Source organism: Klebsiella sp. CN_Kp106 (assembly GCF_040064575.1).
Classification (GTDB): domain Bacteria; phylum Pseudomonadota; class Gammaproteobacteria; order Enterobacterales; family Enterobacteriaceae; genus Klebsiella; species Klebsiella michiganensis.
On the sequence record NZ_JBEAIG010000069.1, the window covers coordinates 234,428 to 257,461 of the forward strand.

The 23,034-nt window shown below is 53.0% G+C and carries 19 protein-coding genes and 3 tRNA genes; 13 read left to right on the top strand and 9 right to left on the bottom strand.

What is annotated here, in order from left to right:
• The first annotated feature begins 213 nt into the window (after nt 1-213).
• A complete protein-coding gene (locus tag ABLU96_RS24560) occupies nt 214-468 on the top strand; it encodes a hypothetical protein (protein ID WP_004852922.1) in 255 nt (84 codons plus the stop codon).
• Nucleotides 469-1,062: 594 nt separating this feature from the next.
• The gene (locus tag ABLU96_RS24565; protein WP_025106650.1) at nt 1,063-1,926 is read left to right on the top strand and encodes a hypothetical protein; all 864 of its coding nucleotides are present in this window, start codon (nt 1,063-1,065) and stop codon (nt 1,924-1,926) included.
• A gap of 180 nt (nt 1,927-2,106) precedes the next feature.
• On the opposite strand, the gene cynR is transcribed toward ABLU96_RS24565, so the two are convergent.
• Nucleotides 2,107-3,039 carry a transcriptional regulator CynR gene (gene cynR / locus ABLU96_RS24570; protein ID WP_025106649.1) on the bottom strand — a complete coding sequence of 311 codons (933 nt, stop codon included), beginning with the start codon at nt 3,037-3,039 and terminating at the stop codon, nt 2,107-2,109.
• Between the two features lie 166 nt (nt 3,040-3,205).
• On the opposite strand from cynR, the gene ABLU96_RS24575 reads away from it, so the two are divergent.
• Complete coding sequence (locus tag ABLU96_RS24575) at nt 3,206-4,393, top strand: cyanate transporter (protein WP_032750832.1); 1,188 nt, start codon at nt 3,206-3,208, stop codon at nt 4,391-4,393.
• A gap of 366 nt (nt 4,394-4,759) precedes the next feature.
• Nucleotides 4,760-4,831: a membrane protein YpdK gene (ypdK, locus tag ABLU96_RS24580; RefSeq protein WP_077777854.1), complete on the top strand. Its 72-nt coding sequence runs from the start codon at nt 4,760-4,762 to the stop codon at nt 4,829-4,831.
• 41 nt (nt 4,832-4,872) lie between these two features.
• Here the strand turns inward: ypdK and alaC are convergent, their stop codons facing one another.
• Nucleotides 4,873-6,111, bottom strand: coding sequence for an alanine transaminase (gene alaC / locus ABLU96_RS24585; protein WP_009654875.1), 1,239 nt, complete (start codon nt 6,109-6,111; stop codon nt 4,873-4,875).
• Nucleotides 6,112-6,509: 398 nt separating this feature from the next.
• On the opposite strand from alaC, the gene ABLU96_RS24590 reads away from it, so the two are divergent.
• Together ABLU96_RS24590 and ABLU96_RS24595 are read left to right on the top strand one after the other, a co-directional pair.
• Nucleotides 6,510-8,189 (top strand): sensor histidine kinase, encoded by a 1,680-nt coding sequence (locus ABLU96_RS24590; protein ID WP_161506375.1) that lies wholly within the window; start codon nt 6,510-6,512, stop codon nt 8,187-8,189.
• Nucleotides 8,190-8,200: 11 nt separating this feature from the next.
• Nucleotides 8,201-8,944, top strand: a complete 744-nt coding sequence (locus ABLU96_RS24595) for a LytTR family DNA-binding domain-containing protein (protein WP_032694853.1) — start codon at nt 8,201-8,203, stop codon at nt 8,942-8,944.
• Nucleotides 8,945-8,988: 44 nt separating this feature from the next.
• Here ABLU96_RS24595 and glk read toward each other — a convergent pair whose 3' ends face one another.
• Nucleotides 8,989-9,954, bottom strand: a complete 966-nt coding sequence (gene glk, locus ABLU96_RS24600; RefSeq protein WP_004852938.1) for a glucokinase — start codon at nt 9,952-9,954, stop codon at nt 8,989-8,991.
• A 253-nt stretch (nt 9,955-10,207) separates the two neighbouring features.
• Between glk and ABLU96_RS24605 the strand changes: the two genes are divergently transcribed.
• Nucleotides 10,208-11,443 carry an ion channel protein gene (locus ABLU96_RS24605; RefSeq protein WP_014230299.1) on the top strand — a complete coding sequence of 412 codons (1,236 nt, stop codon included), beginning with the start codon at nt 10,208-10,210 and terminating at the stop codon, nt 11,441-11,443.
• On the opposite strand, the gene ABLU96_RS24610 is transcribed toward ABLU96_RS24605, so the two are convergent.
• Nucleotides 11,440-13,101 carry a thiamine pyrophosphate-binding protein gene (locus ABLU96_RS24610; protein ID WP_064404407.1) on the bottom strand — a complete coding sequence of 554 codons (1,662 nt, stop codon included), beginning with the start codon at nt 13,099-13,101 and terminating at the stop codon, nt 11,440-11,442. The two genes, ABLU96_RS24605 and ABLU96_RS24610, sit on opposite strands and share 4 nt — an antisense overlap.
• Nucleotides 13,102-13,277: 176 nt before the next feature.
• Here ABLU96_RS24610 and mgrA point away from each other — a divergent pair, with 176 nt between their 5' ends.
• Nucleotides 13,278-14,270 (top strand): L-glyceraldehyde 3-phosphate reductase, encoded by a 993-nt coding sequence (gene mgrA, locus ABLU96_RS24615; protein ID WP_064358870.1) that lies wholly within the window; start codon nt 13,278-13,280, stop codon nt 14,268-14,270.
• Nucleotides 14,271-14,400: 130 nt separating this feature from the next.
• Nucleotides 14,401-14,751: a DUF2502 domain-containing protein gene (locus tag ABLU96_RS24620; RefSeq protein ID WP_014230302.1), complete on the top strand. Its 351-nt coding sequence runs from the start codon at nt 14,401-14,403 to the stop codon at nt 14,749-14,751.
• 42 nt (nt 14,752-14,793) lie between these two features.
• Here ABLU96_RS24620 and ABLU96_RS24625 read toward each other — a convergent pair whose 3' ends face one another.
• Complete coding sequence (locus ABLU96_RS24625) at nt 14,794-16,029, bottom strand: Nramp family divalent metal transporter (RefSeq protein ID WP_025106644.1); 1,236 nt, start codon at nt 16,027-16,029, stop codon at nt 14,794-14,796.
• 346 nt (nt 16,030-16,375) lie between these two features.
• Between ABLU96_RS24625 and ABLU96_RS24630 the strand changes: the two genes are divergently transcribed.
• Nucleotides 16,376-17,578 (top strand): NupC/NupG family nucleoside CNT transporter, encoded by a 1,203-nt coding sequence (locus ABLU96_RS24630; RefSeq protein ID WP_004104312.1) that lies wholly within the window; start codon nt 16,376-16,378, stop codon nt 17,576-17,578.
• A 42-nt stretch (nt 17,579-17,620) separates the two neighbouring features.
• On the opposite strand, the gene ABLU96_RS24635 is transcribed toward ABLU96_RS24630, so the two are convergent.
• From ABLU96_RS24635 to ABLU96_RS24645, 3 genes are all read right to left on the bottom strand, one after another.
• Entirely contained in the window at nt 17,621-19,801 is a 2,181-nt protein-coding gene (locus ABLU96_RS24635) for an EAL domain-containing protein (protein ID WP_064404401.1), read from the bottom strand.
• A gap of 199 nt (nt 19,802-20,000) precedes the next feature.
• Nucleotides 20,001-20,076 (bottom strand) — tRNA-Ala (locus ABLU96_RS24640).
• Between the two features lie 41 nt (nt 20,077-20,117).
• A tRNA-Ala gene (locus ABLU96_RS24645) sits at nt 20,118-20,193 on the bottom strand.
• Between the two features lie 219 nt (nt 20,194-20,412).
• On the opposite strand from ABLU96_RS24645, the gene ABLU96_RS24650 reads away from it, so the two are divergent.
• Together ABLU96_RS24650 and ABLU96_RS24655 are read left to right on the top strand one after the other, a co-directional pair.
• The gene (locus ABLU96_RS24650) at nt 20,413-20,766 is read left to right on the top strand and encodes a YfeC-like transcriptional regulator (protein ID WP_004852968.1); all 354 of its coding nucleotides are present in this window, start codon (nt 20,413-20,415) and stop codon (nt 20,764-20,766) included.
• 4 nt (nt 20,767-20,770) lie between these two features.
• Nucleotides 20,771-21,163, top strand: a complete 393-nt coding sequence (locus ABLU96_RS24655; RefSeq protein ID WP_048260632.1) for a YfeC-like transcriptional regulator — start codon at nt 20,771-20,773, stop codon at nt 21,161-21,163.
• A 59-nt stretch (nt 21,164-21,222) separates the two neighbouring features.
• Here the strand turns inward: ABLU96_RS24655 and gltX are convergent, their stop codons facing one another.
• Nucleotides 21,223-22,641, bottom strand: a complete 1,419-nt coding sequence (gene gltX, locus ABLU96_RS24660; RefSeq protein WP_014230306.1) for a glutamate--tRNA ligase — start codon at nt 22,639-22,641, stop codon at nt 21,223-21,225.
• Between the two features lie 259 nt (nt 22,642-22,900).
• Between gltX and ABLU96_RS24665 the strand changes: the two genes are divergently transcribed.
• Nucleotides 22,901-22,976: transfer RNA gene (locus ABLU96_RS24665), tRNA-Val, on the top strand.
• Nucleotides 22,977-23,034: the final 58 nt, after the last annotated feature.

Sequence of the window (23,034 nt, forward strand, 5' to 3'; positions counted from 1 at the left end):
CGTATTCTTGCCGCTGCCGGATGCGCTGAACTGCTGTTCTTTCAGTATCAGCGTTGCTTAAAAGCAGCGCGTCCGGCGGTTTATGGCGGATGAAAGGCTATCTTCTCAGCCATCCGCTTCATATTGCGGCAGGATGTCTGCGACAAGAATCGGGTTCTGTACGGGACTTGCGGACAGCCTGTTGCCTTACCTAAATTGGTTATACGGATAGATATGATGAAAAAACTCGCAATGGCACTGGGTATCTGTGCGCTTATGGCTTGTGGCGCTGCCAGCGCGGCAAATGGTCAGGTCGTTTCAAAGGCTAAGTCAGCCTGCCAGAATAACGCGACGCAGTGCGCCCAGGCCAAGTCCACGGCGAAAGCGGATGCGCAGAAAGAAGCAAAAGCAGCCAAAGACGCCTGTGCTAAAAACCAGGCAGCCTGCGACAACGCAAAAACTGCGGCCAAAAACGCAGTGAAAAAGTAACAACAGTAGGGCGGGGTATAACCCCACCCTACTTTCAAAATATGCTCCCCACCGTACGCCAGCGTGACTCCCGCAGGGCAGATTCTGTTTTGCTTATGGCAGATATAGCAGGATTCTTTTCGCACGAGCCCGCATCAAAACAAGCAGTTACACGATACAGGCCTGACCCATGGCGGCGCTCCCTCGTCTGTCCGATCGCCATTCACATCGGCTAACAGACGTTTTTCGAGCAGGTTTCGCGTTCGATAAATCACCCGCTTATTAATTCACTACCCGCCTCCTGAATTATTAGTAATTCACATAATCACCGCGAATTTAATTCATCAATAAAATAATCAAAAACAATCAATCCGCAGCAAGATGAATGAGCATGCTAATTTTTTAGCAGCGATACATTTAATTATTACAGGAAAGCTGATAGCATACAGGAGAGATAATATCCTGACCGGATTCAACATAGCACTCCGCTATCAACAATTGATATAGAATATCTGTTTTGATAAATATTTTGTATGAATCGAAATCGTCGCAACGTCGATAGAGGTCAATTTAAGAAAACCATAACCCCCTATTTTTCATAAGATGATATAGACCATGGAAAGAAAAGAAAGAAACATATGGAAACTAAACAATCTTCCCCCCCTGGAATACTGTTCAATATCTCGCGCTAAAAAACTATTGAATTGTGAAATAGAAGATCTGCTTCATTGGCATGATATTGGCGCGATAAGCCTGTGCATAAAAGTAGGTAAAACTAACGGAACATTAAAAGGTGCGTTTCAACATGACCAGAGCAGTAATAATCTCTATTTTCTTAACGCCCCCAATATTGATGAGTTGAGCATAAGCGAAAGATCGTGGTCACGGCATTCAAAAATTAACAAAATTTTTAAATTTAATGATAGTGAAGCAAATCAGGAAGCCCAATATGGTATACCTGTTACCCAGCTAAAACTCCGGGTTTCCGTCTCTGGCTTATGGTACTGCCACACGAGAAATTTGATGGAGATCTTAGAAACACCTGAAGACATTATTACTGAGCAGAGGATAAGCATCATATCACCGGCCACCAATGTCCTCTTCTGCCACTTCATACCCGACGAGGATGAGAGGCCAACCATCACGCTGAGTAAGCTTTACATCACGAGTCAGGCGATTGAGAAAATTTATGAACATACCATCAGCAGTCGCCCTCTCGAACTTTCTGAAAAAACCTTACATTTATCTGAGGAGCAAGATATAGCGACGCCCTCAACGATTATGCAAAATAAGTTGCTCATTGAATTTATCAATCACATCATTCAATCCAATCCCCATTTTGGCGATAACATGCTTAACGCGACTGAAAACAAAAAAAGTAAAATATTTAATAGAGCTATGGATAAACTCAGGTCTGAAGGCGTGGTTTCCAGCTACGGCAGCATTAATCTTCCGGCGTCAGAATATACGTTCGAATAATACTTCTTTAATTTAATTAAATCAGAATGAATCATTACAACGCCATAGGTACAGGGCGCGCAATGCAGTAGCAAATGTGAAATGCATTTTAATATGAATTCAGAGATGAATCTGGCTTCATAATAAAATCGTTCTCTATAAACGCTCCTGATGTATATGAAATACTTTATATACAGCGAATCAACGTAACGTTAAATCTCTCTCAGTCGATTCGTTAAATCCCTGTCCTGCGCTCAATATTGACGCAGCCTGATGTGCCATTAGTATAAACTCTCGGGTCGCGGCGCTTTGCCAGGCCCCCTTTCGCTGTATCAAACACGCGGTTCTTTCCAGTAATGATGGCGCGAGTTCGATCGCGGTTAAATCGTCACGCCCCTGAACAATGGCAGCAGGAAGCAAGGTTGCCAACGACGTGCGTTCAACCACGGTCAGCACTGCGCTAATCGAGTTGGCCTCCATCTGCACTTTCGGTTGAATACCGCGCTGTCGGCAGTCGCGATCGATTTGCTCGCGAGTAGCAAAAGCGCTGCTTAGCAGAATCAGTGACGCCTGATTGAGCGCCGTCAGCGCCACACGGCGGGTCGCCGCCAGAGGATGAGAGCGGCCAACCACCAGCGCCAGGGTTTCAGAGAGCAGCGGCTGAGACACAATATCCCGTGAATCGCTACCGTCGAAAGCGATCCCGATATCCAGCTCATCATTGAGCAGCAGAGTCTCCATTCGATTCTGCGCCAGCTCTTGTATATCCAGCGTTATATTCGGGTAACGTTGATAAAACGAAGCCACCAGCGGCCCCATAAAATAATGGGTAAAGGTTGGCATCATCGCTACACGTAGGGTACCGCGCTGCAAATCTTCAACGTCATGAAGTGCGCGCTGCCCCTCGGCCAGTTCCCGTAAAGCCCGGCGCGCATAAATTAACCAGACCTTGCCGGCGTCCGTCAGGCAAGTGTTGCGCCCGCTGCGATCAAAAAGCCGTACTCCCAGCGTCTCTTCCAGCTGTCGAATCTGCTGCGACAAAGCCGGCTGTGAAACATGCAGGATGGCTGCCGCTCGCGTAAAGCCGCCGTGTTCAGCAACGGCAATGAAGTAGTTGAGGTGTCGCGGCAGCATGAATTCATCCATAAGAAATTCAAATGAACTCAATCATAATTAAGTATTTTAACTTATGAAATAAGTTACGTACTCTGCTCGCGATTCTTTACCAAACGCCACAGGAGATCGGCATGAACTGCCTTAATACCTTCCCCACTGCGAAACAAACGCCGGCCACTCAACGATGAACCTGACGCAACGTAATGGCACGATGCTGCTGGTGCTGGTGCTTATCGGTATCAATATGCGTCCGCTGTTGACCTCTGTTGGCCCCCTCCTTCCGCAGATCCAGCAGGCAAGCGGCATGAGCTTCACGCTTGCCTCTCTGCTCACCGCGCTACCGGTGATCGCTATGGGTCTGCTGGCGCTAGCCGGCGGCTGGATTAACCGTCATTTCAGCGAGCGCCAAAGTATCTCCCTCAGCCTGTTAACGATCGTCGCCGGGGCTTTACTTCGCGAACTGGCGCCGCAGAGCGCGCTATTACTCAGCAGCGCGCTCCTTGGCGGAATCGGCATTGGTATTATTCAGGCGCTCATTCCCGCGGTGATAAAGCGTCTTTTTCATCGTCGGACGCCGCAGGTGATGGGGCTCTGGTCCGCGGCGCTGATGGGCGGCGGCGGCCTGGGCGCCGCATTCACGCCGTGGCTGGCGCAGCATAGCGCTATCTGGTATCACGCGCTTGCGTGGTGGGCGTTACCCGCCGCCGCCGCGCTCCTCTGCTGGTGGCCGCTAAGCCGAACGTTACCCGCCCGGACGCCATCAACAACCCGGGTCACGCTTTTTCGCCATCGTCGCGCGTGGACGCTTAGCCTCTATTTTGGTTTGATCAATGGCGGCTATGCCAGCCTGATTGCCTGGCTGCCGCCTTACTATATGCAGTCGGGCTACAGCGCGCAGTTCAGCGGTACCCTGCTGGCGTTAATGACCATCGGCCAGACCGGCGGAGCGCTCCTGCTGCCCATCCTGGCCAGACATGAGGATCGACGAACGCTTCTGATGCTGGCATTGGCCTTACAGCTTGTCGGCTTCTGCGGTTTTATCTGGCTACCGCAGCAGGTACCGCTTGTCTGGGCCATCTGCTGCGGTATTGGGCTTGGCGGCGCATTTCCGCTGTGTCTGGTCCTGGCGCTCGATCACGCCAGGCACCCCGCCATTGCGGGCCGACTGGTCGCGTTTATGCAGGGAGTGGGCTTTATTGTCGCCGGGCTTTCCCCCTGGCTGTCGGGACTGCTGCGGAGTTTAAGCGGCAATTACCAGCTCGACTGGATGCTTCACGCCGCCTGCGTCCTGGCCTTAATGGCCATAACGCTGCGTTTCGCTCCCGCACGCTACCCGCAAGAGTGGCAACATCAGGATTCAGCCGCTCGCTGAACCCGTCATCTCCTCATGCGGGATAGTTAACTCCTCCCGCATTCAGGCAGAAAAAAGCACAAAATCAAACAACTATATCAGTACAAAAACTGTTGTTAATGACCGTCGCCAGAATGAAATTTAATACCGAATGAAATTAATGTGTCGCCGAATCACGACACTCGTAAGTAACTAAAAATTAATAAAAAAATGGCTCTTGTTTCCCTCATTTTTTAGGCGTACATTAGCGCCATCTGGAGCCGTTTACGCTCAGAATTTACAGCTACCGCCCGCTGAAAAAGCGTCGTTTTCGTGAGCGATAGCTGAGCAGGCAATGAAGAGCAAATTCATTTAAGGCGTCTCGCCGAGAGCGCGGAGTGATGAGTCGTGAAATATTTCTTAATGGGCATTTCTTTTATGGTCATCGTTTGGGCCGGTACTTTCGCCCTGATGATCTAGCTTTAACGGTGTTAAAAAAAGGAGCCTCTCGGCTCCTTTTTTTATTCGTGGCTTTCGCTGGTTAACTTAGCCGACGCGGGAAGCAGCCCGTCGGCACGGAACATCGATTTTATGCCGCGCACCGCCTGGCGGATACGATCGCGGTTCTCAATTAACGCGAAGCGTACATGGGTATCGCCATAGTCTCCAAAGCCAATGCCCGGAGAAACGCAGACTTTTGCATCCTGCAGCAGCTTTTTAGCAAACTCCAGTGAGCCCATCGCCGCATACTGCTCTGGGATCTTCGCCCAGACATACATTGACGCCTTCGGACATTCCACCATCCATCCGGCCTCATGCAACCCTTTCACCAGCACATCGCGACGACGTTTATACTGCTCGGCAATGTCGCGAACGCACTGCTGATCGCCTTCAAGCGCGGCAATCGCCGCAACCTGTAGAGGGGTGAAAGTGCCGTAATCGTGATAGCTTTTAATGCGCGCCAGCGCATTAACCAACGTTTTGTTACCGACCATAAAGCCGATACGCCAGCCCGCCATATTATAGCTTTTAGAGAGCGTAAAGAATTCGACGGCGACATCGCGCGCGCCGGGGACCTGCATGATAGAGGGCGCTTTCCAGCCATCGTAAACAATATCGGCATAGGCCAGATCGTGCACCACCAGCACGTCATAACGCTTCGCCAGCGCCACGACTTTCTCGAAGAACTCCAGTTCGACGCACTGTGCGGTCGGGTTGGAGGGGAAACCGAGGATCATCATTTTCGGCTTCGGGTAACTCTCACGAATCGCGCGCTCAAGCTCGTTGAAGAAATCCACGCCTTCGACCAGAGGTACCGAACGTACCTGGGCTCCGGCAATCACCGCACCGTAAATATGGATGGGATAGCTGGGATTTGGCACCAGTACGGTATCGCCATGGTCAAGCGTCGCCAGCATCAGATGCGCCAGCCCCTCTTTTGAACCAATGGTGACTATCGCTTCTGATTCCGGATCGATCTCAACGTTATAGCGCTCTTGATACCAACGAGAAATCGCCCGGCGCAGGCGCGGAATGCCGCGGGAAGTAGAATAGCCGTGGGTATCGGGACGCTGGGCAACGGTGCAGAGTTTCTCAACGATATGCGGCGGAGTGGCGCCATCGGGGTTACCCATGCTGAAATCAATAATATCTTCGCCGCGGCGTCGCGCAGCCATTTTTAGTTCAGCAGTGATATTAAAAACGTAAGGGGGGAGACGATCGATACGCGTAAAACGGCGTTCAGGACTGAATTCAGCCATAGATTCCTCGGATTAACGTTAGCGCCCGGACCGTCCGAGCGACGCTGCTGCCTGTGCAGCACGTTTAGAAAATAACCCGAAAATTTTCCTGCTGTCGAGAGGGGCAGAGAAAAATAATTTCTGGCGATAAAAACGGGCATCAGTCCGACTAAATACGGCAGCAACGTTCTTTCCCCTTCTCGCCTACCCCATCAAAATTAACATACTGATATCTTTAATTTTACTTAAATGCTTGCTCATCCGTAGACGCTATTGAATCGCGGGTGTTTGTTATTAATCCCCTTTTATTTGTAAGACTTTTCCCTATTCATGCCTTCAGCTGGCCTTCTGCCGCGAGGTTTTCTATCATGTTGCTTTCTCGCGATTAACACGGCGCACACATGCACGAAATATTTACTATGCTGCTGGCGGTTTTTGACCGCGCGGCATTAATGCTGATTTGTCTCTTTTTCCTCATTCGCCTGCGCCTGTTTCGTGAACTTCTGCATAAATCCGCGCACACCCCTAAAGAATTGCTGGCCGTTACCGCGATCTTCTCTCTCTTTGCCCTCTTTAGCACCTGGTCAGGCGTACCGGTCGAGGGATCGCTGGTCAACGTGCGTATTATCGCGGTCATGTCCGGCGGGATCCTGTTCGGCCCGTGGGTTGGGGCTATTGTCGGCGCGATCGCCGGCGTACATCGCTACCTGATTGATATTGATGGCGTCACCGCCGTCCCCTGCTTTATTACCAGCATTGTCGCCGGTCTGCTCTCTGGTTTTATTGGTCGTAAAGTGCCGAAAGCCCAGCGCTGGAAAGCGGGGATCCTCGCCGGGATGCTATGCGAAACCTTAACCATGATTCTCGTGATCGTGTGGGCGCCTTCATTCGCGCTGGGGATAGACATCGTGTCTAAGATTGGTATTCCGATGATCCTTGGCAGCGTATGTATCGGCTTTATCGTTTTGCTGGTGCAGAGCGTTGAGGGGGAAAAGGAAGCCAGCGCCGCCCGTCAGGCAAAACTGGCGCTCGATATCGCCAACAAAACGCTTCCGCTATTTCGCCACGTCAACAGCGAGTCCCTGCGTCAGGTATGCGACATTATCCGCCGCGATATCAGTGCCGATGCCGTCGCGATTACCAATACCCAACACGTGATGGCCTACGTCGGCGTCGGGGAAATCAACTACCGCGATAACGATGACTTTATCAGCCCAACGACGCAACAGGCGATCCGCTATGGAAAAATAATTATTAAAAACAATGATGAGGCTCATCGGACGCCGGAAATACACTCTATGCTGGTCATTCCGCTGTGGGAAAAAGGCGTCGTCACCGGTACGCTAAAAATCTATTACTGCCACGCGCACCGCATCACCTCTTCATTGCAGGAAATGGCGGTAGGCCTGTCGCAAATCATCTCTACGCAGCTGGAGGTTTCCCGCGCTGAACAGCTGCGTGAAATGGCCAATAAAGCCGAGCTGCGGGCGCTGCAAAGCAAAATCAATCCCCATTTCTTATTTAATGCGCTGAACGCCATTTCATCGTCGATTCGCATGAATCCGGACACCGCGCGTCAGTTAATTTTTAATTTGTCGCGCTATTTACGCTACAACATTGAATTAAAAGATGATGAACAGATAGATATCAAAAGGGAGCTGTATCAAATCAAGGATTACATCGCGATTGAACAGGCTCGCTTCGGCGACAAGCTGACGGTGATTTATGATATTGATGATGAAGTCAGCTTTATGATCCCCAGCCTGCTAATTCAGCCGCTGGTGGAGAATGCTATCGTCCACGGGATTCAGCCCTGCAAAGGAAAAGGCGTGGTGACCATTGGCATCAATGAGTGCGGGAATCGGGTACGAATTAGCGTTCGCGATACGGGGAACGGTATCGACCCTGCGGTGGTAGCGAGGGTAGAGGCTGACGAAATGCCGGGAAATAAAATCGGTTTACTCAATGTTCATCACCGGGTCAAGCTACTGTACGGGGAAGGACTGCATATCCGACGCCTGACGCCGGGGACCGAAATTGCCTTCTATGTGCCAACCCAACACGCGCCCCAGGTGGCTACGGAGTCGCTGCTGTCATGAGCGGAGATAAAATGAAGGTCATCATTGTGGAAGATGAGTTCCTCGCGCAGCAAGAGCTCACCTGGTTGATTAACACCCATAGCGAAATGGAGATTGTCGGCACCTTTGACGACGGTCTGGATGTGCTGAAGTTTTTACAGCACAACAAAGTCGACGCCATTTTTCTCGATATCAATATTCCATCTCTGGATGGCGTACTGCTGGCGCAAAACATCAGCCAGTTCGCGCATAAGCCCTTTATCGTTTTTATTACCGCGTGGAAAGAGCATGCGGTGGAAGCCTTTGAGCTGGAGGCGTTTGATTATATTCTCAAGCCCTACCAGGAATCGCGCATTATCAACATGCTGCAAAAGCTGACCGGCGCCTGGCAGCAACAGCAGCAGGTCAGCGCCGGTAGCGGGGCAGCGGCCAATCCAGCCAGGGAAAACGACACGATTAATCTGGTTAAAGATGAACGGATTATCGTCACCAGCATCCACGATATTTACTACGCGGAAGCGCATGAAAAGATGACGTTCGTTTATACCCGCAAGGAGTCCTTCGTGATGCCGATGAATATCACGGAGTTCTGCAACAAGCTACCGCCGGCGCACTTTTTCCGCTGTCACCGCTCGTACTGCGTCAACCTGAGCAAAATTCGCGAAATCGAACCCTGGTTCAACAACACCTATATTCTGCGGCTACGCGACCTTGAGTTTCAGGTACCGGTGAGCCGCAGCAAGGTGAAAGAGTTTCGCCAGCTCATGCATCTGTAGAGGATTTACCCGAATAATCATTTTATTCGGGTAAGAGACGGGGCTTACAGAATCTGCCCCAGAGTCTGACGCAGGTGCGCGCCGGAGCCCAGCAGTCCCGGATTGTCGTGGACAATCAGATAGACCGGAATATCCTGGACGAAGGCTTTAAATCGGCCTTTATCTTCAAAACCGCCGCGAAAGCCGGAGGCTTTGAAGAATTCAAGGAAGCGCGGCACGATACCGCCAGCAATATACACGCCGCCAAAGGTGCCGAGGGTCAGCGCCAGGTTACCGCCAAATCGGCCCATAATGACGCAAAACAGCGACAGCGCGCGGCGGCAATCGATGCAGGTATCGGCCAGCGCGCGTTCGGTCACATCTTTAGGCTGCAGATTTTCCGGTAGACGCCCGTCAGACTTCACGATCGCATGGTAAAGATTGACCAACCCCGGTCCAGATAAGACGCGTTCAGCGGAGACGTGCCCCAGCTCGCTGCGCAGCTCTTCGAGAATAATGCCTTCCTCTTCGCTATTGGGGGCGAAATCCACATGGCCGCCCTCACCCGGCAGGCTCACCCAGCGCTTATCAACGTGTACCAGATGAGCAACGCCCAGCCCGGTACCGGCGCCGTAGACGGCAATCGGCTTCCCTTCCACCGGTTCCGCGCCGCCAAACTGAATCAGATGTTCAGCTTTTAGCATGGGGATCGCCATCGATACTGCGGTAAAATCGTTAATGATTTCCAGATGCGAGAAACCCAGGTTCTTTTTCATCTCAGCGATAGAAAATGCCCAGGTGTGGTTGGTCATCGCCACCCAGTCGCCGGTAATCGGACAGGCGATGGCAATACAGCCGTCTTCTACCTGGACGTTATGCTCTTCCAGATAGACCTGAACAACGGCTTCAAGACTGGGATAATCGAGCCCGGAATAGGTCTTAGCACGGGAGATCTCCCCGCTTGCCAGATCGCATAACGCCAGACGAGCATTCGTTCCGCCAACGTCCCCTACTAAAGCAAATTTTGTCATTCCGTTACGGCTCCGCTAAAGTCAAAATGATTCTTTGGCACACTCTAAATTCATGACGTCCTAACAACAACGACCAACGCATAAGCGCCCTTTGTTTAGCGACCTACGTCACAGTTAGGCTGTAATTTATGAAATTATTGTGCGGCCGATCGTCAGGCCAGCTCTTTACTTTATCGTTTCAGCACCATTTGCGCCAATGACCTTAACGCCCCCGGGCAAAGTAGTGCGTCGAAACCTTCAGAAGGATATTTTCATGCTGCACCCGCGCGCCAGAACGATGCTGTTGTTATCGATACCCGCAATCGTGATTGGTATTGCTGCCAGCCTGGTCTTGATTGTGGCGATGAAAACGGCAGCCATGCTGCAGAATATTCTCTGGAGTAGCCTGCCTGGATTGCTGGGCATGAACGCCAGCGGCCCTTTCTGGACGATAGCTATCCTCACCGGCACCGGCATCGCCGTGGGTCTGGTCGTGCGTTTTAGTCCTGGTCACGCCGGACCCGATCCGGCCACCGAGTCACTCATTGGCGCACCGGTGAGTCCCGGCGCTCTGCCCGGCCTGCTCGCTGCGCTGATCGTCGGCCTGGCGGGCGGCGTTAGCCTCGGGCCGGAGCATCCTATCATGGTGATTAATATCGCCCTCACTGTGGCGCTTGGCTCCCGCCTTTTCCCGCGAGTCAGCGCGCTGGACTGGACGATCCTGGCGTCCTCCGGCACTATCGGGGCGCTATTTGGCACACCTGTTGCCGCGGCGCTGATCTTTTCGCAAACGCTGAACAGCAGTAACGATGTCCCGCTTTGGGACCGACTCTTCGCCCCCTTACTTGCCGCGGCGGCGGGCTCTCTGACCACAGGGCTGTTTTTCCACCCCAACTTTTCGTTACCTATTGCGCACTACGAGCGGTGGCAGCTTGTCGATATCTTTAGCGGCGCTATCGTGACGCTGATTGCTATTGCCGTCGGCATGGTTGGCGTTTGGTGCTTACCGCGCCTGCACGCGCTGATGCAGCGGCTGAAAAATCCGATCTTAACCCTCGGTATTGGCGGATTTTTATTGGGGATCCTGGGCGTCGTCGGCGGGCATATCACGCTGTTTAAAGGCCTGGATGAAATGCAGCAATTAGCCTTCAGCCAGACGTTAACCGCCAGCGATTACATGCTTATTGCTTTAGTGAAGCTGGCGGCGCTGGTGCTGGCGGCCGCCTGTGGTTTTCGCGGCGGTCGAATTTTTCCGGCGGTGTTCGTCGGCGTCGCGCTAGGCCTGATGCTTCACGCACACGTGGATGCCGTGCCGGCAGCCATCACCGTTTCCTGCGCCATCCTCGGACTGACGCTGGTAGTGACGCGTGATGGCTGGTTGAGCCTGTTTATGGCAGCGGTCGTGGTGCCCGATTCCACGCTGCTTCCGCTGCTGTGTATCGTCATGCTTCCGGCCTGGCTGCTGCTGGCCGGTAAACCCTTGATGATTGCCAGGAAGCGTGGAGATTAAACCCGGCTGTTTCTCTCTTCCAGCGCCTGAGTGACCGTGCGCAGAAAGTCGGGAATATCCATTTTTGGCAGCATCACCTCCACCAGCGTCAGCCTGTCTGAGGCGACGCTGCTATTCATCGCTTCCTGCAGTTCGTGGGTGCCCGTCACTCGCCAGCATCGGGAAGGGACATCCGGCGCAAAAGCGTCAGGCAGGCGATTCCAGTCCCAGAGCGCAATATCGTTATAGCGCTGCTCGGGGCCGTGAATTGCGCGTTCGACCGTATAGCCTTCGTTATTGAGCAACAGGATCAGCGGGCGCTGCTTGTCTCTGAGCATCGACCCCAGCTCCTGAATAGTTAACTGCGCAGCGCCATCGCCAACAATCAGCACCACCCTTCTGTCCACTGCCGCGATTTGCGCCCCGTAGGCTGCCGGAAGGGTAAAGCCTATCGATCCCCATAGCGGCTGGACAATCAGCGTTGCGTCAGCTGGCAGCTTAAGCGCGGCGGCGCCAAAAGCGGCCGTCCCCTGATCGGCAAGGATAATATCTCCCGGGCGGAGCTGTTTCTGCACCGTACTCCAGAAGTTTTTCTGCGTCAGGCTCCCCTCTGGCGCGCCGCTGACGCCCGGCGCCTGAACATTTGGCGCATGCCATTCTGCCGCCAGGCTGGCAGAGAGTTCGATCAAGACATCGAGCGCCTTTTCCATCGGCACCCGGCTAAACCAGCGATCGCCAACCCGAGCGGCGAAGGGCTGGACTTCTATCGTTTTTTCCTGCGGAAGGTGTTGGGTGAAACCGGCGGTAATGGTATCGGTAAAACGCGTGCCGACGCAGATAATGGTATCCGCGCTTTCAATGGCATCGCGGGTGTCCTCTGCGCTGGCTATCCCGCTATAAGTCCCGACGAACCCAGGCTGCTGCTCATCAAAAAGCCCTTTGCCCATCAGCATCGTGGCGTAAGCAACCGGCACCTTCGCCACCCACTCTCGCAGAGCGTTTTGTAGTCCATAGCGCTGGGCGAGGAAATCCGCCAGCAGCGATACGCGACGGCTGCTTCTGAGCATCCGCTCGGCGTGCTCGCGGAACCCGGCCAGCTGATTCTCATCGGCGGGCAGCGTGTGAATAAGCAAGCGGTGAGCTGGCGGGGTGGCCTTTGCTTTGGCCACATCAGCCGGCAGCATGAGATAACCAGGGCGATGCTGGGTCAGCATTTCATTCAGTACCCGGTCTATTTCATGGCAGGCATTTCCCGCCGCCAGCACCGCCTGAGAGCAGGTAATATGTTCACTCATACGCGAAAAGTGGCTGAAATCACCGTCGCCAAGCGTATGGTGCAGCAGCTCGCCGCGCTGCTGTGCGCCGGTACAGGGAGCGCCGACGATATGCAGGACCGGTACATGCTCAGCGTAGCTCCCGGCAACGCCGTTGAGCGCGCTCAGTTCACCGACGCCATAGGTGGTCAACAGCGCGCCCGCGCCCTTAATGCGCGCATAGCCATCGGCAGCATAGGCGGCGTTTAGCTCGTTAGCACAGCCTACCCACCCTAAGCTCTGCTGCGCGATAACGCTGTCGAGAAACTGTAAATTGTAATCACCCGGTACGCCAAACAAGCGGTCTATGCCGCAATCTACGAGACGATCCAGCAGATAATCGCCAATGGTATAAGTCGGTTGCATATCCTTACTCTCCTCTCGTGCAGGTAAGTTGAGTATTGAATAAGCAGGTGCGCTGTCCAGATTGCGCTCAACAATGGCGGTGGAAAGCAAAATTTACGCCTTCAGGGTGTGTACTCCGCGGCAAACATTCTTTAGTGTAAACGTATACACAACCCTGTTTTATCTGCGGAGGAAGTATGGTTTACCAGGCAAACGCCACGCGATATCAAACGATGGAGTACCGCCGCTGCGGTCATAGCGGACTAAAGCTACCGGCGATTTCTCTTGGGCTTTGGCACAATTTTGGCGACGAAACGCGGGTGGAAACCAGCCGCCAGCTTCTGCGTCACGCATTCGATCTCGGCATGACTCATTTTGATTTAGCCAACAACTATGGGCCACCGCCGGGTTCGGCGGAGAGTCATTTTGGCCGCATCCTGAAAGAGGATTTTTTGCCCTATCGCGATGAACTGATTATCTCCAGTAAAGCCGGTTACACCATGTGGGACGGCCCCTATGGCGACTGGGGATCGCGCAAGTACCTGATTGCCAGCCTCGACCAGAGCCTTAAGCGAATGGGTCTCGACTATGTCGACATCTTCTACCATCACCGCCCCGATCCCGAAACGCCGCTGCGGGAAACCATGAGCGCGCTGGACCACATCGTCCGCCAGGGGAAAGCGCTCTACGTCGGATTATCGAATTATCCGCTCGAACAGGCCCGGGAAGCCGTCAATATCCTTAACGATCTCGGCACGCCGTGTCTGATTCATCAGCCCAAATATTCGATGTTTGAACGCTGGGTCGAGGAGGGATTACTCGATTTCCTGCAGAGCGCGGGGGTGGGAAGTATAGCGTTTTCACCGCTTGCGGGCGGCCAGCTCACCAACCGTTACCTGCACGGTATCCCGGCGGATTCCCGCGCCGCCAGCGGCAGCCGGTTCCTGCAACCGGAGCAGCTTACTGAAAGCAAGCTGGAAAAGATTAGTCAGCTGAATACGCTGGCCGAATCCCGCGGGCAAAAGCTCTCACAGATGGCGCTGGCCTGGGTACTGCGCGATGAGAAAGTGACGTCGGTACTGATTGGCGCCAGTAAAACTTCGCAGCTCGACGATGCGGTTGGCATGCTGGGAAACCGTCATTTCAGCGCCGAAGAACGGGCCACCATTGACGCGATCCTTGCGGTGTAAATTCATTGTTACTTTAGCAAAAAGTGCTCTCACTTGCGATTTAGGAGTTCCTCCGATGCGGCGGGGCTTTACCGCCCCGTAATATCAGGTTAACAGGCCGACAACGGCCCCGATCGTGAAGGAGAAGAGTATGTTCAGGTCACTGATTTTGGCTGCAGTGCTTCTGGCTTCAGCGCCATTGGTCGCTAACGCTGGTGAAATCACCCTGTTGCCATCAATAAAATTACAAATTGGCGATCGCGACAATTACGGTAACTACTGGGACGGTGGCGGCTGGCGCGACCGTGATTACTGGCGTCGACACTATGAGTGGCGCGATAACCGCTGGCGTCGTCACGACAACGGCTGGCATCGCGGCTGGGATAAAGGTAAAGCCTACGAACGCGGCTATCGCGAAGGCTGGAAAGATCGCGATGACCGACGCGGCGGCTGGGGGCGTGGGCCAGGCGGCGGACGCGGACATGGCCACGGGCATCATTAATCGAAAAAGGGAGCCATTCGGCTCCCTTTTTCATCGTCACGCTTAACTGAATATCGTTCCAATAATCAGCCAGCCGTTAAGCAGCACAACGACCGCAACTATCCCCCACCCCAGCAGTTTTACCCACCGGGAATTGACCAGGTCGCCCATTAACCGGGAATCGCTGGTGAATATCAGCAGCGGCACCAGCGCGAGGGCGATACCAAAGCTCAGCAATACCTGGCTCATCACCAGAATACGCGTGGGATCCAGCCCCATTAAAATGACGATAAACGACGGCAGCATGGTGATCGCCCGGCGAAACCACAGCGGGATATGAAAGCGGATAAAGCCCTGCATTACCACCTGCCCTGCCAGGGTTCCCACAACCGTGGAGGATAAACCCGCCGCTATCAGGCTCAGACCAAAGATGGTAGCTGCCGCGTGGCTCAGTAAGGGCTCCAGCGTCAGATAGGCCTGATCGAGGTCGGCAATCCCGGTGTGGCCGTTAAAGTGGAAGGCGGCGGCGGCGGTCGCCATCATGGCCAGGTTAACAAAACCCGCGATGGTCATGGCAATGGCGACATCCCAGCGCGTGGCGTTATAGCGCTCTTTGCGCGTCCCCCCGTGCAGGTGCTGAGTGAGCGATGAGTGTAAGTAGATAACATGCGGCATGATGGTCGCCCCCAATACCCCGGCGGCAAGAAACACCGCTTCGCTGGTCGGCAGTGAAGGCACGATCATCCCTTTCGCCAGGGGTGCCAGCGCGGGCTGGGAGAAGATAAGCTCAACGACATACGCTGCGGCGACAAACAGCAGCAGCCCGCCTATCACTTTTTCCAGCGGCTTTTGACCGCGACGCTGCAGCATCAGAATCAGGAAGGTCGCAATTCCGGTCAATACAGCGCCCTGAAGCAATGACACGCCGAGCACCAGCTTAAATCCGATAGCCGCGCCAATAAACTCGGCAAGATCGGTCGCCATAGCGATAATTTCGGCCTGCACCCAGTAGAACCACACCACAGGACGCGGGTAGTGGTCGCGAATTTGCTCCGCCAGATTTTTACCGGTGGCGATGCCCAGCTTCGCCGACATCACCTGAATCAGCATCGCCATCAGGTTAGCCCATACCACCACCCACAGCAGCTGGTAGCCAAAGCTGGCGCCGGCCTGAATGTTGGTGGCGAAGTTACCCGGATCGATATAGCCAATGGCAGCAATGAACGCCGGCCCCATCAGGGCGAGCTTAATCTTGCGCGCTGCGCGACCGCTGCTATTCTCAACGCGACTGTTGGTCATTTTCTGCCTCTGGAAATATAGCCTTTGCTATGTTTTATGCTATCAAAATGCGAATGATTATCAAGTTCATTTGTAGCGATGATAATGATTGCTGTGATAGGAGAGAACGATAGCGGGTTGGCAACGGAAAACCGGGGAACTGATAAACGCTTTTAATTAATCACCAGAATAGTACAACCGAGCAACTTTTAAAACCTTTACGTAACATAACAAAAATGCATGGTTGATCACTATTTTTGCCATTAGTCACATATCCTTGCAATAGTGTGTGCTGGCTCTCGTTTTCTTTGCGCTTGTTACATAGAATGTGCACAGAAATTTAACCTGCCTCATATTTGGAGCAAATATGGACCGCGTCCTGCACTTTATTCTCGCGATCGTAGTGGTGGCCATTCTGGCCCTGTTGGTTAGCCACAACCGTAAGCAGATTCGTATTCGTTATGTCATTCAGCTGCTTGTCATTGAAGTGCTGCTGGCCTGGTTCTTCCTGAACTCTGACATTGGTCTGGGTTTTGTGAAGGGCTTCTCCGAGATGTTTGAAAAACTTCTCGGTTTCGCCAACGAAGGGACAAACTTCGTCTTCGGCAACATGAACGACAAAGGCCTGGCGTTCTTCTTCCTGAAGGTTTTGTGCCCGATCGTCTTTATTTCTGCGCTGATCGGTATTTTGCAGCATATTCGTATTCTGCCTATCGTCATTCGCGCGATTGGTACCGTGCTGTCCAAAATCAACGGCATGGGCAAGCTGGAATCCTTTAACGCTGTCAGCTCGCTGATTCTGGGCCAGTCCGAAAACTTCATCGCCTATAAAGATATTCTTGGCAAGATGTCCCGCAACCGCATGTACACCATGGCGGCGACCGCGATGTCTACGGTATCCATGTCTATCGTGGGCGCGTACATGACCATGCTGCAGCCGAAATATGTAGTTGCGGCGCTGGTACTGAACATGTTCAGCACCTTTATCGTGCTGTCGCTGATTAACCCGTATCGCGTTGACGAAAGCGAAGAAAATCTGCAGATGTCTAACCTGCATGAAGGACAGAGCTTCTTCGAGATGCTGGGTGAATACATCCTGGCAGGCTTTAAAGTGGCGATTATCGTGGCCGCCATGCTGATTGGTTTTATCGCGCTGATTTCCGCGCTGAACGCCCTGTTCGCCACCGTCACCGGCTGGTTCGGCTATAGCATCTCCTTCCAGGGGATCCTCGGCTATATCTTTTATCCGGTTGCGTGGGTGATGGGCGTACCGGCAGGTGAAGCGCTGCAGGTAGGAAGTATTATGGCCACCAAGCTGGTTTCTAACGAATTCGTCGCCATGATGGATCTGCAGAAAGTTGCCGCCACGCTCTCTCCGCGTGCGGAAGGCATCATCTCTATCTTCCTGGTCTCCTTCGCCAACTTCTCTTCTATCGGTATCATCGCCGGCGCGATTAAAGGCCTGAACGAAGAGCAAGGTAACGTGGTTTCCCGCTTCGGCCTGAAGCTGGTGTACGGTTCTACGCTGGTGAGCGTGCTCTCTGCGTCTATCGCCGCGCTGGTACTGTAATTCGTCAGCGGTATCGCGAAAGCCGGGCAAGTCCCGGCTTTTTCATGCCCGCAGTTCGCTCAACGGCAGCGGCTTACCCACCAGATACCCCTGGAGATAATCGACGCCTAACTCGAGAAGCTTTTCCCGCTGCTCCGGCGTTTCAACGTATTCCGCCACCACTTTCATCTTCTTAACCTTAGCCATTTCAATAATGGATTTGACCATAATGGCGTCCAGCGGATCGGTCTCGATATCACGCACGAAGCAGCCGTCAATTTTCAGGATATCGGCCTGCAGGCTTTTCAGACGCTCGTAGTTAGCGTAGCCGGTACCAAAGTCATCAATCGCTATACCGCAACCGAAATCTCGCAGCAGCTGGATGTTATGCATGCTGGTCTCGACATCGGAAAACGCCTGCTCTTCGGTAACTTCAATCGTTATCGCCTCCGCCGACAGGTTATAGCGTTTAAACAGCGCGATGATTTGCGCCGCGCTATCCTTTTGCATCAGCGTATAGGGCAGAAGGTTGACGGAGAAATGCTGGCCATGATGGTGATTGAGCGAACTAAACAGCGTTTCCAGCACCTGCATATCAAAACGCTGGCTCAGGTTAAACTGCGCAATCAGCGGGATAAACCGATCGGGCGTAATGATGGTATTGCCGCAGCGCATACGACTCAGTATCTCGTAATACCCCTCTCCGGAGGCGTCCCGGATAGGCTGGGCGTACAGCACCAGTCCACGTTCGTTAAGCGCCTGCTTAATCTTCGCCAGCAGCCGTACCTGTTCGCTCGTTTGATCGGAAATCTGCTCTTGCGCCGCGTCCAGCGGTAATACGCGCCGCGCCGCGCCGGCCTGCTCCGATAACCAGCTAAGCTGACCAAGCATCGGGTGAAGCTCAGATTCTATGCCGCGGTAGCCGCCCCACGATGCGCCAAATTCCAGATCTAACGCCTGGTTATTCCAGCTAAATTTTTTATGGTTAAGCGTGGAAACAATATGACTTAACCGCGCCTCTGGCTCCGGCCCCTTCAGTACCAGCAGTAGCTCGCTGCCGGGGAGCTGAAATATTCGCTCGCCGGGAGCTAATAGCGGCTGTAGCTTCCGGGCTATCTGCCGTTTGCTCTCCACTCTCATCATCATGCCATAATGGCGGCTCAGGAAGTCCAGATTCTGAATGCGCAGGCTGCTGATGGCCACAGCAGGATTCCGCTGCAGGTGACTCTCCAGCGCGCGCAGATTCGGTAAACCGGTTAGCGGATCTTCTTCCGCCTGATCCCGCCATCTGAACTTCATTCTTTCACTGCGAGCATAGATATCCGCCATATAAAACAGGCAGATAGTGAAACAAATGAGTACCGAAAGAACAAACGACAGTGAATATTCAGTTTGTACGCCGTGTAAAAAATTCTGGTTATACGCCACGAGTAAAAAGGCTGAAACGGACCATGAAATGCGAATCAGCGTATGCCCCAGGCGGCTAATACCAATGAAGTATAAAATGAAAATAAGCGGGACTAAATAACCGGCAATAAAAACAGAATCATAAGGCGTACACAGCACCAGTAATATTGCCGCCAGGGCCACAAACCAATACAACGTAAATACCCGCTGCTCGCCCGCCCGCCATGAGTGGCAAAGATTGCGCCAGAATGCTCGTGCATAACGTGGACTGATAATCATCCGCAACGGATAATAAAAGAATGTCGTGAAAATTAATGCGGCGCTAATCAGGCTTTGTATATCGATAATAGTGTAAATAACCGACATACTGCCGAAATAGCTGGATATTGCCAACGGAAAAGCAAAAAAACGCCCCGCCAGATACATGGTGACCTTCAAAAGGAGCGGTGCAAAAAAGCCGCCCCAAAAAATCCTCGCGCCCATATGTTTTGCCGTCAGCCCAGCGCGCCAGCGCCTTCCAAGCTGAAAGCGAACAATCGCGCAGGACAGGAAAACCGAGAAGAGCTGGCAAAATAGCAGGATCAGCGCCTGGGTTAGCGTCAGATCGATTATCCAGGCATTAGTGATCGCAAACGCGATAATCAATGGCGCAACGGCGTAGCGGCCAAAAATAAAAAGTACGGAATACATTAAGCTCAGCGGTAGCCATGCCAGATAAATTTGATTTCCGTCAATAATGGTTTGTGGGGAAATAAATCGGGACAGCGGAATTGCGATAAAGCAGACCAGGAGCGCCAGCAGAGTTTTTTTGATCTTAATGTTAAGATGATCAATCATTATTGTTAATTAAAACTCCGGCTGCAACAAATATATTCAGGCAACAGATATTATGTTGCTTAATAAAGGCAGGCAAGATTTTAAATAGTGAAAAAATCTGAAATTACTTAACGCAGAGGTTTGCTGACTTATTCAGAGAATGCTTTACATTTCCTCCGCCAGACAAAAAAAACCCCCGCCATAGCGAGGGTTCCGAATTTGGTGGAGCTAAGCGGGATCGAACCGCTGACCTCTTGCATGCCATGCAAGCGCTCTCCCAGCTGAGCTATAGCCCCACAGGACCTCTTTACGAACCAAACCTGATGGGTGCAGGTGTTGGTGGAGCTAAGCGGGATCGAACCGCTGACCTCTTGCATGCCATGCAAGCGCTCTCCCAGCTGAGCTATAGCCCCGTAACGTAAAGCGTGTCGTGTTGACGGGCGGCATAATATGAATTCCTTCGCCAGGTGTCAACGGCAAAATCAATCCCGGCTATTTGATCGCTGAAAAAGCAGGCAAACGGCTGACATTGCGAGCCTTATCGCAGCCAGAAGTTAAACATGTCACTCTTTCCTTTAAAAGGATGCTATAACATGTGCAACTAATTCCCACATATTTACTCAGGAAATAGTATGCTCAAGGAACGAATGACACCTGAAGAAATAGCGCATCTGACTGGCTTCAGTCGGCAAACGATTAACAAATGGGTACGTAAAGAGGGATGGCAAACGTCCCCGCGCCCCGGCGTACAGGGCGGCAAAGCGCGCCTCGTACATGTTAATGAGCAGGTTCGCGAGTTTATTCGCAGCGCGCAGCGCGTGGCCGAAAACCCTGTCCCCTATTCCGCAACGGATAACGATCTCGAATCTCTGCTGCTTACCCTGTGTAAAGAGATGACGCCGGGAGAGCAAAAGCTGCTGATGTCGCTGCTGCTGCGTGAAGGGATCACCGGGTTACTCAACCGACTCGGTATTCGCGATCGGTGAAAGCATGATGAAACTTAAAGATAAAATGACCCCAGCGGAGCTCGCCGAGTGCCTTAACCTCGCCCGGCAAACCATAAACCGCTGGGCCAGAGAACAAAAATGGCGGACGGAACCGATCCCCGGAGTCAAAGGCGGACGCGCTCGTCTTATCGTCATCGACAGGTCAGTGATCGATTTCCTTGCAAATATCCCGGCGCTGCGGCATCTGACCATGGATAACCAGCTGGCGGAACCGCCCGTCAAATACTTTGTGAACGATGCGGACACAGTCTGGCGCCAGATTGTCGAGACCATGCACCTGATGACCCCAGCTGAGCAGCTGCACCTGCGGGATTTTCTTGCGCGCGAGGGGCTCAGCGGGTTTCTGTCCCGACTTGGCATTACTGATGCGAAGTAACGGGCAAAAAAAACGGCGGGGTTCGCTATCCCCGCCGTTTAACAATCGCTGTATCAGGATCAGGATTGCTGGCTTTCGCGCTCAGCAATAAAGGCCAGCGCCTTGTTGATACGTTCTACGCTACGTGATTTACCGATCGCATGGACGGTCACATCAAGCGCCGGAGACTGACCCGCACCGGTCACCGCGACGCGCAGCGGCATTCCCACTTTTCCCATCCCCACTTCCAGCTCATCGGCCGTCGCCTGAATCGCATGATGGACGTTTTCCGCCGTCCAGTCGCTTATGGCGGCTAATTTGTCGCGCACCACTTCCAGCGGCTGACGAGCAACAGGACGCAGATGTTTTTTCGCCGCATCGGCATCAAACTCGGCAAAATCTTCATAGAAATAGCGGCAGCTCGCCGCCATCTCTTTAAGGGTTTTGCAGCGCTCGCCCAGCAGCTTCACCAGCTCAGCCAGCTGCGGGCCGTTACGGGTGTCGATATTTTCCTGCTCAATGTGCCACTGTAAATGCGTTGCCACGTACTCCGGGGCCAGCGAGTTGATATAGTGGTGGTTCAGCCACTGCAGCTTTTCCGTATTGAACGCGCTCGCCGATTTGCTCACCGCCCCCAGGCTGAACAGTTTAATCATCTCTTCGCGAGAGAAAATCTCCTGGTCGCCGCTGGACCATCCCAGACGCACCAGATAGTTCAGCAGCGCTTCCGGCAGATAGCCGTCGTCGCGATACTGCATAACGCTGACCGCACCGTGGCGCTTGGACAGTTTCTTACCATCGTCGCCGTTAATCATCGAGACGTGGGCGTAAACCGGCACCGGCGCATTCAGCGCTTTCAGGATGTTAATCTGGCGCGGGGTATTGTTGATATGGTCTTCGCCGCGAATAACGTGGGTGATTTCCATATCCCAGTCGTCAACCACGACGCAGAAGTTGTAGGTTGGAGAACCATCGGTACGGCGGATAATCAGATCGTCCAGCTCCTGGTTGCTGAATTCGATCGGACCGCGGATCTGGTCGTCAAAAACAACGGAACCCTCTTCCGGGTTGGCAAAACGGACGACGCAAGGTTCGTCATCAGCATGATGTTCGTGGCCATGGCGGCAGCGACCGTCGTAGCGGGGCTTCTCGCCTTTTGCCATTTGCTCTTCACGCAGCGCTTCCAGACGCTCTTTAGAGCAATAGCATTTATAGGCCGTGCCCGCTGCCAGCATTTCATCAATAACGGCGTTGTAGCGATCAAAACGCTTGGTCTGGAAGTACGGACCCTCGTCCCATTCCAGGCTCAGCCAGTTCATACCATCCATAATGGCTTCAATGGCCTCCGGCGTGGAGCGCTCAAGATCGGTATCTTCAATACGCAGCACAAACTCACCGCCGTGATTACGTGCAAAAAGCCAGGAATAGAGAGCAGTACGCGCGCCGCCAACGTGCAGATAGCCTGTCGGGCTGGGCGCGAAGCGAGTTTTGATTTTCATGAAGTGGCCTTACGTTTGATAAAGGTGCCGACACGCGGCAGTGTTCGTTGGATTTTATGGAGGAATATTCTAACACCGTGGGCTGATTCCTCAATGTTGTTACCGTTTCAACGTCACGCTTTCCCCTTTTTGTTTATAAATCATGCGCCACGGATGACATTGCGATCGTTTTGTTTAATTTTACGACGAACAAACAAATTATTTAGAAAAGGCGTTGACTCATTTTCAACTCTCCCTATAATGCGACTCCACACAGCGGGGGTGATTAGCTCAGCTGGGAGAGCACCTCCCTTACAAGGAGGGGGTCGGCGGTTCGATCCCGTCATCACCCACCACTTCGGGTCGTTAGCTCAGTTGGTAGAGCAGTTGACTTTTAATCAATTGGTCGCAGGT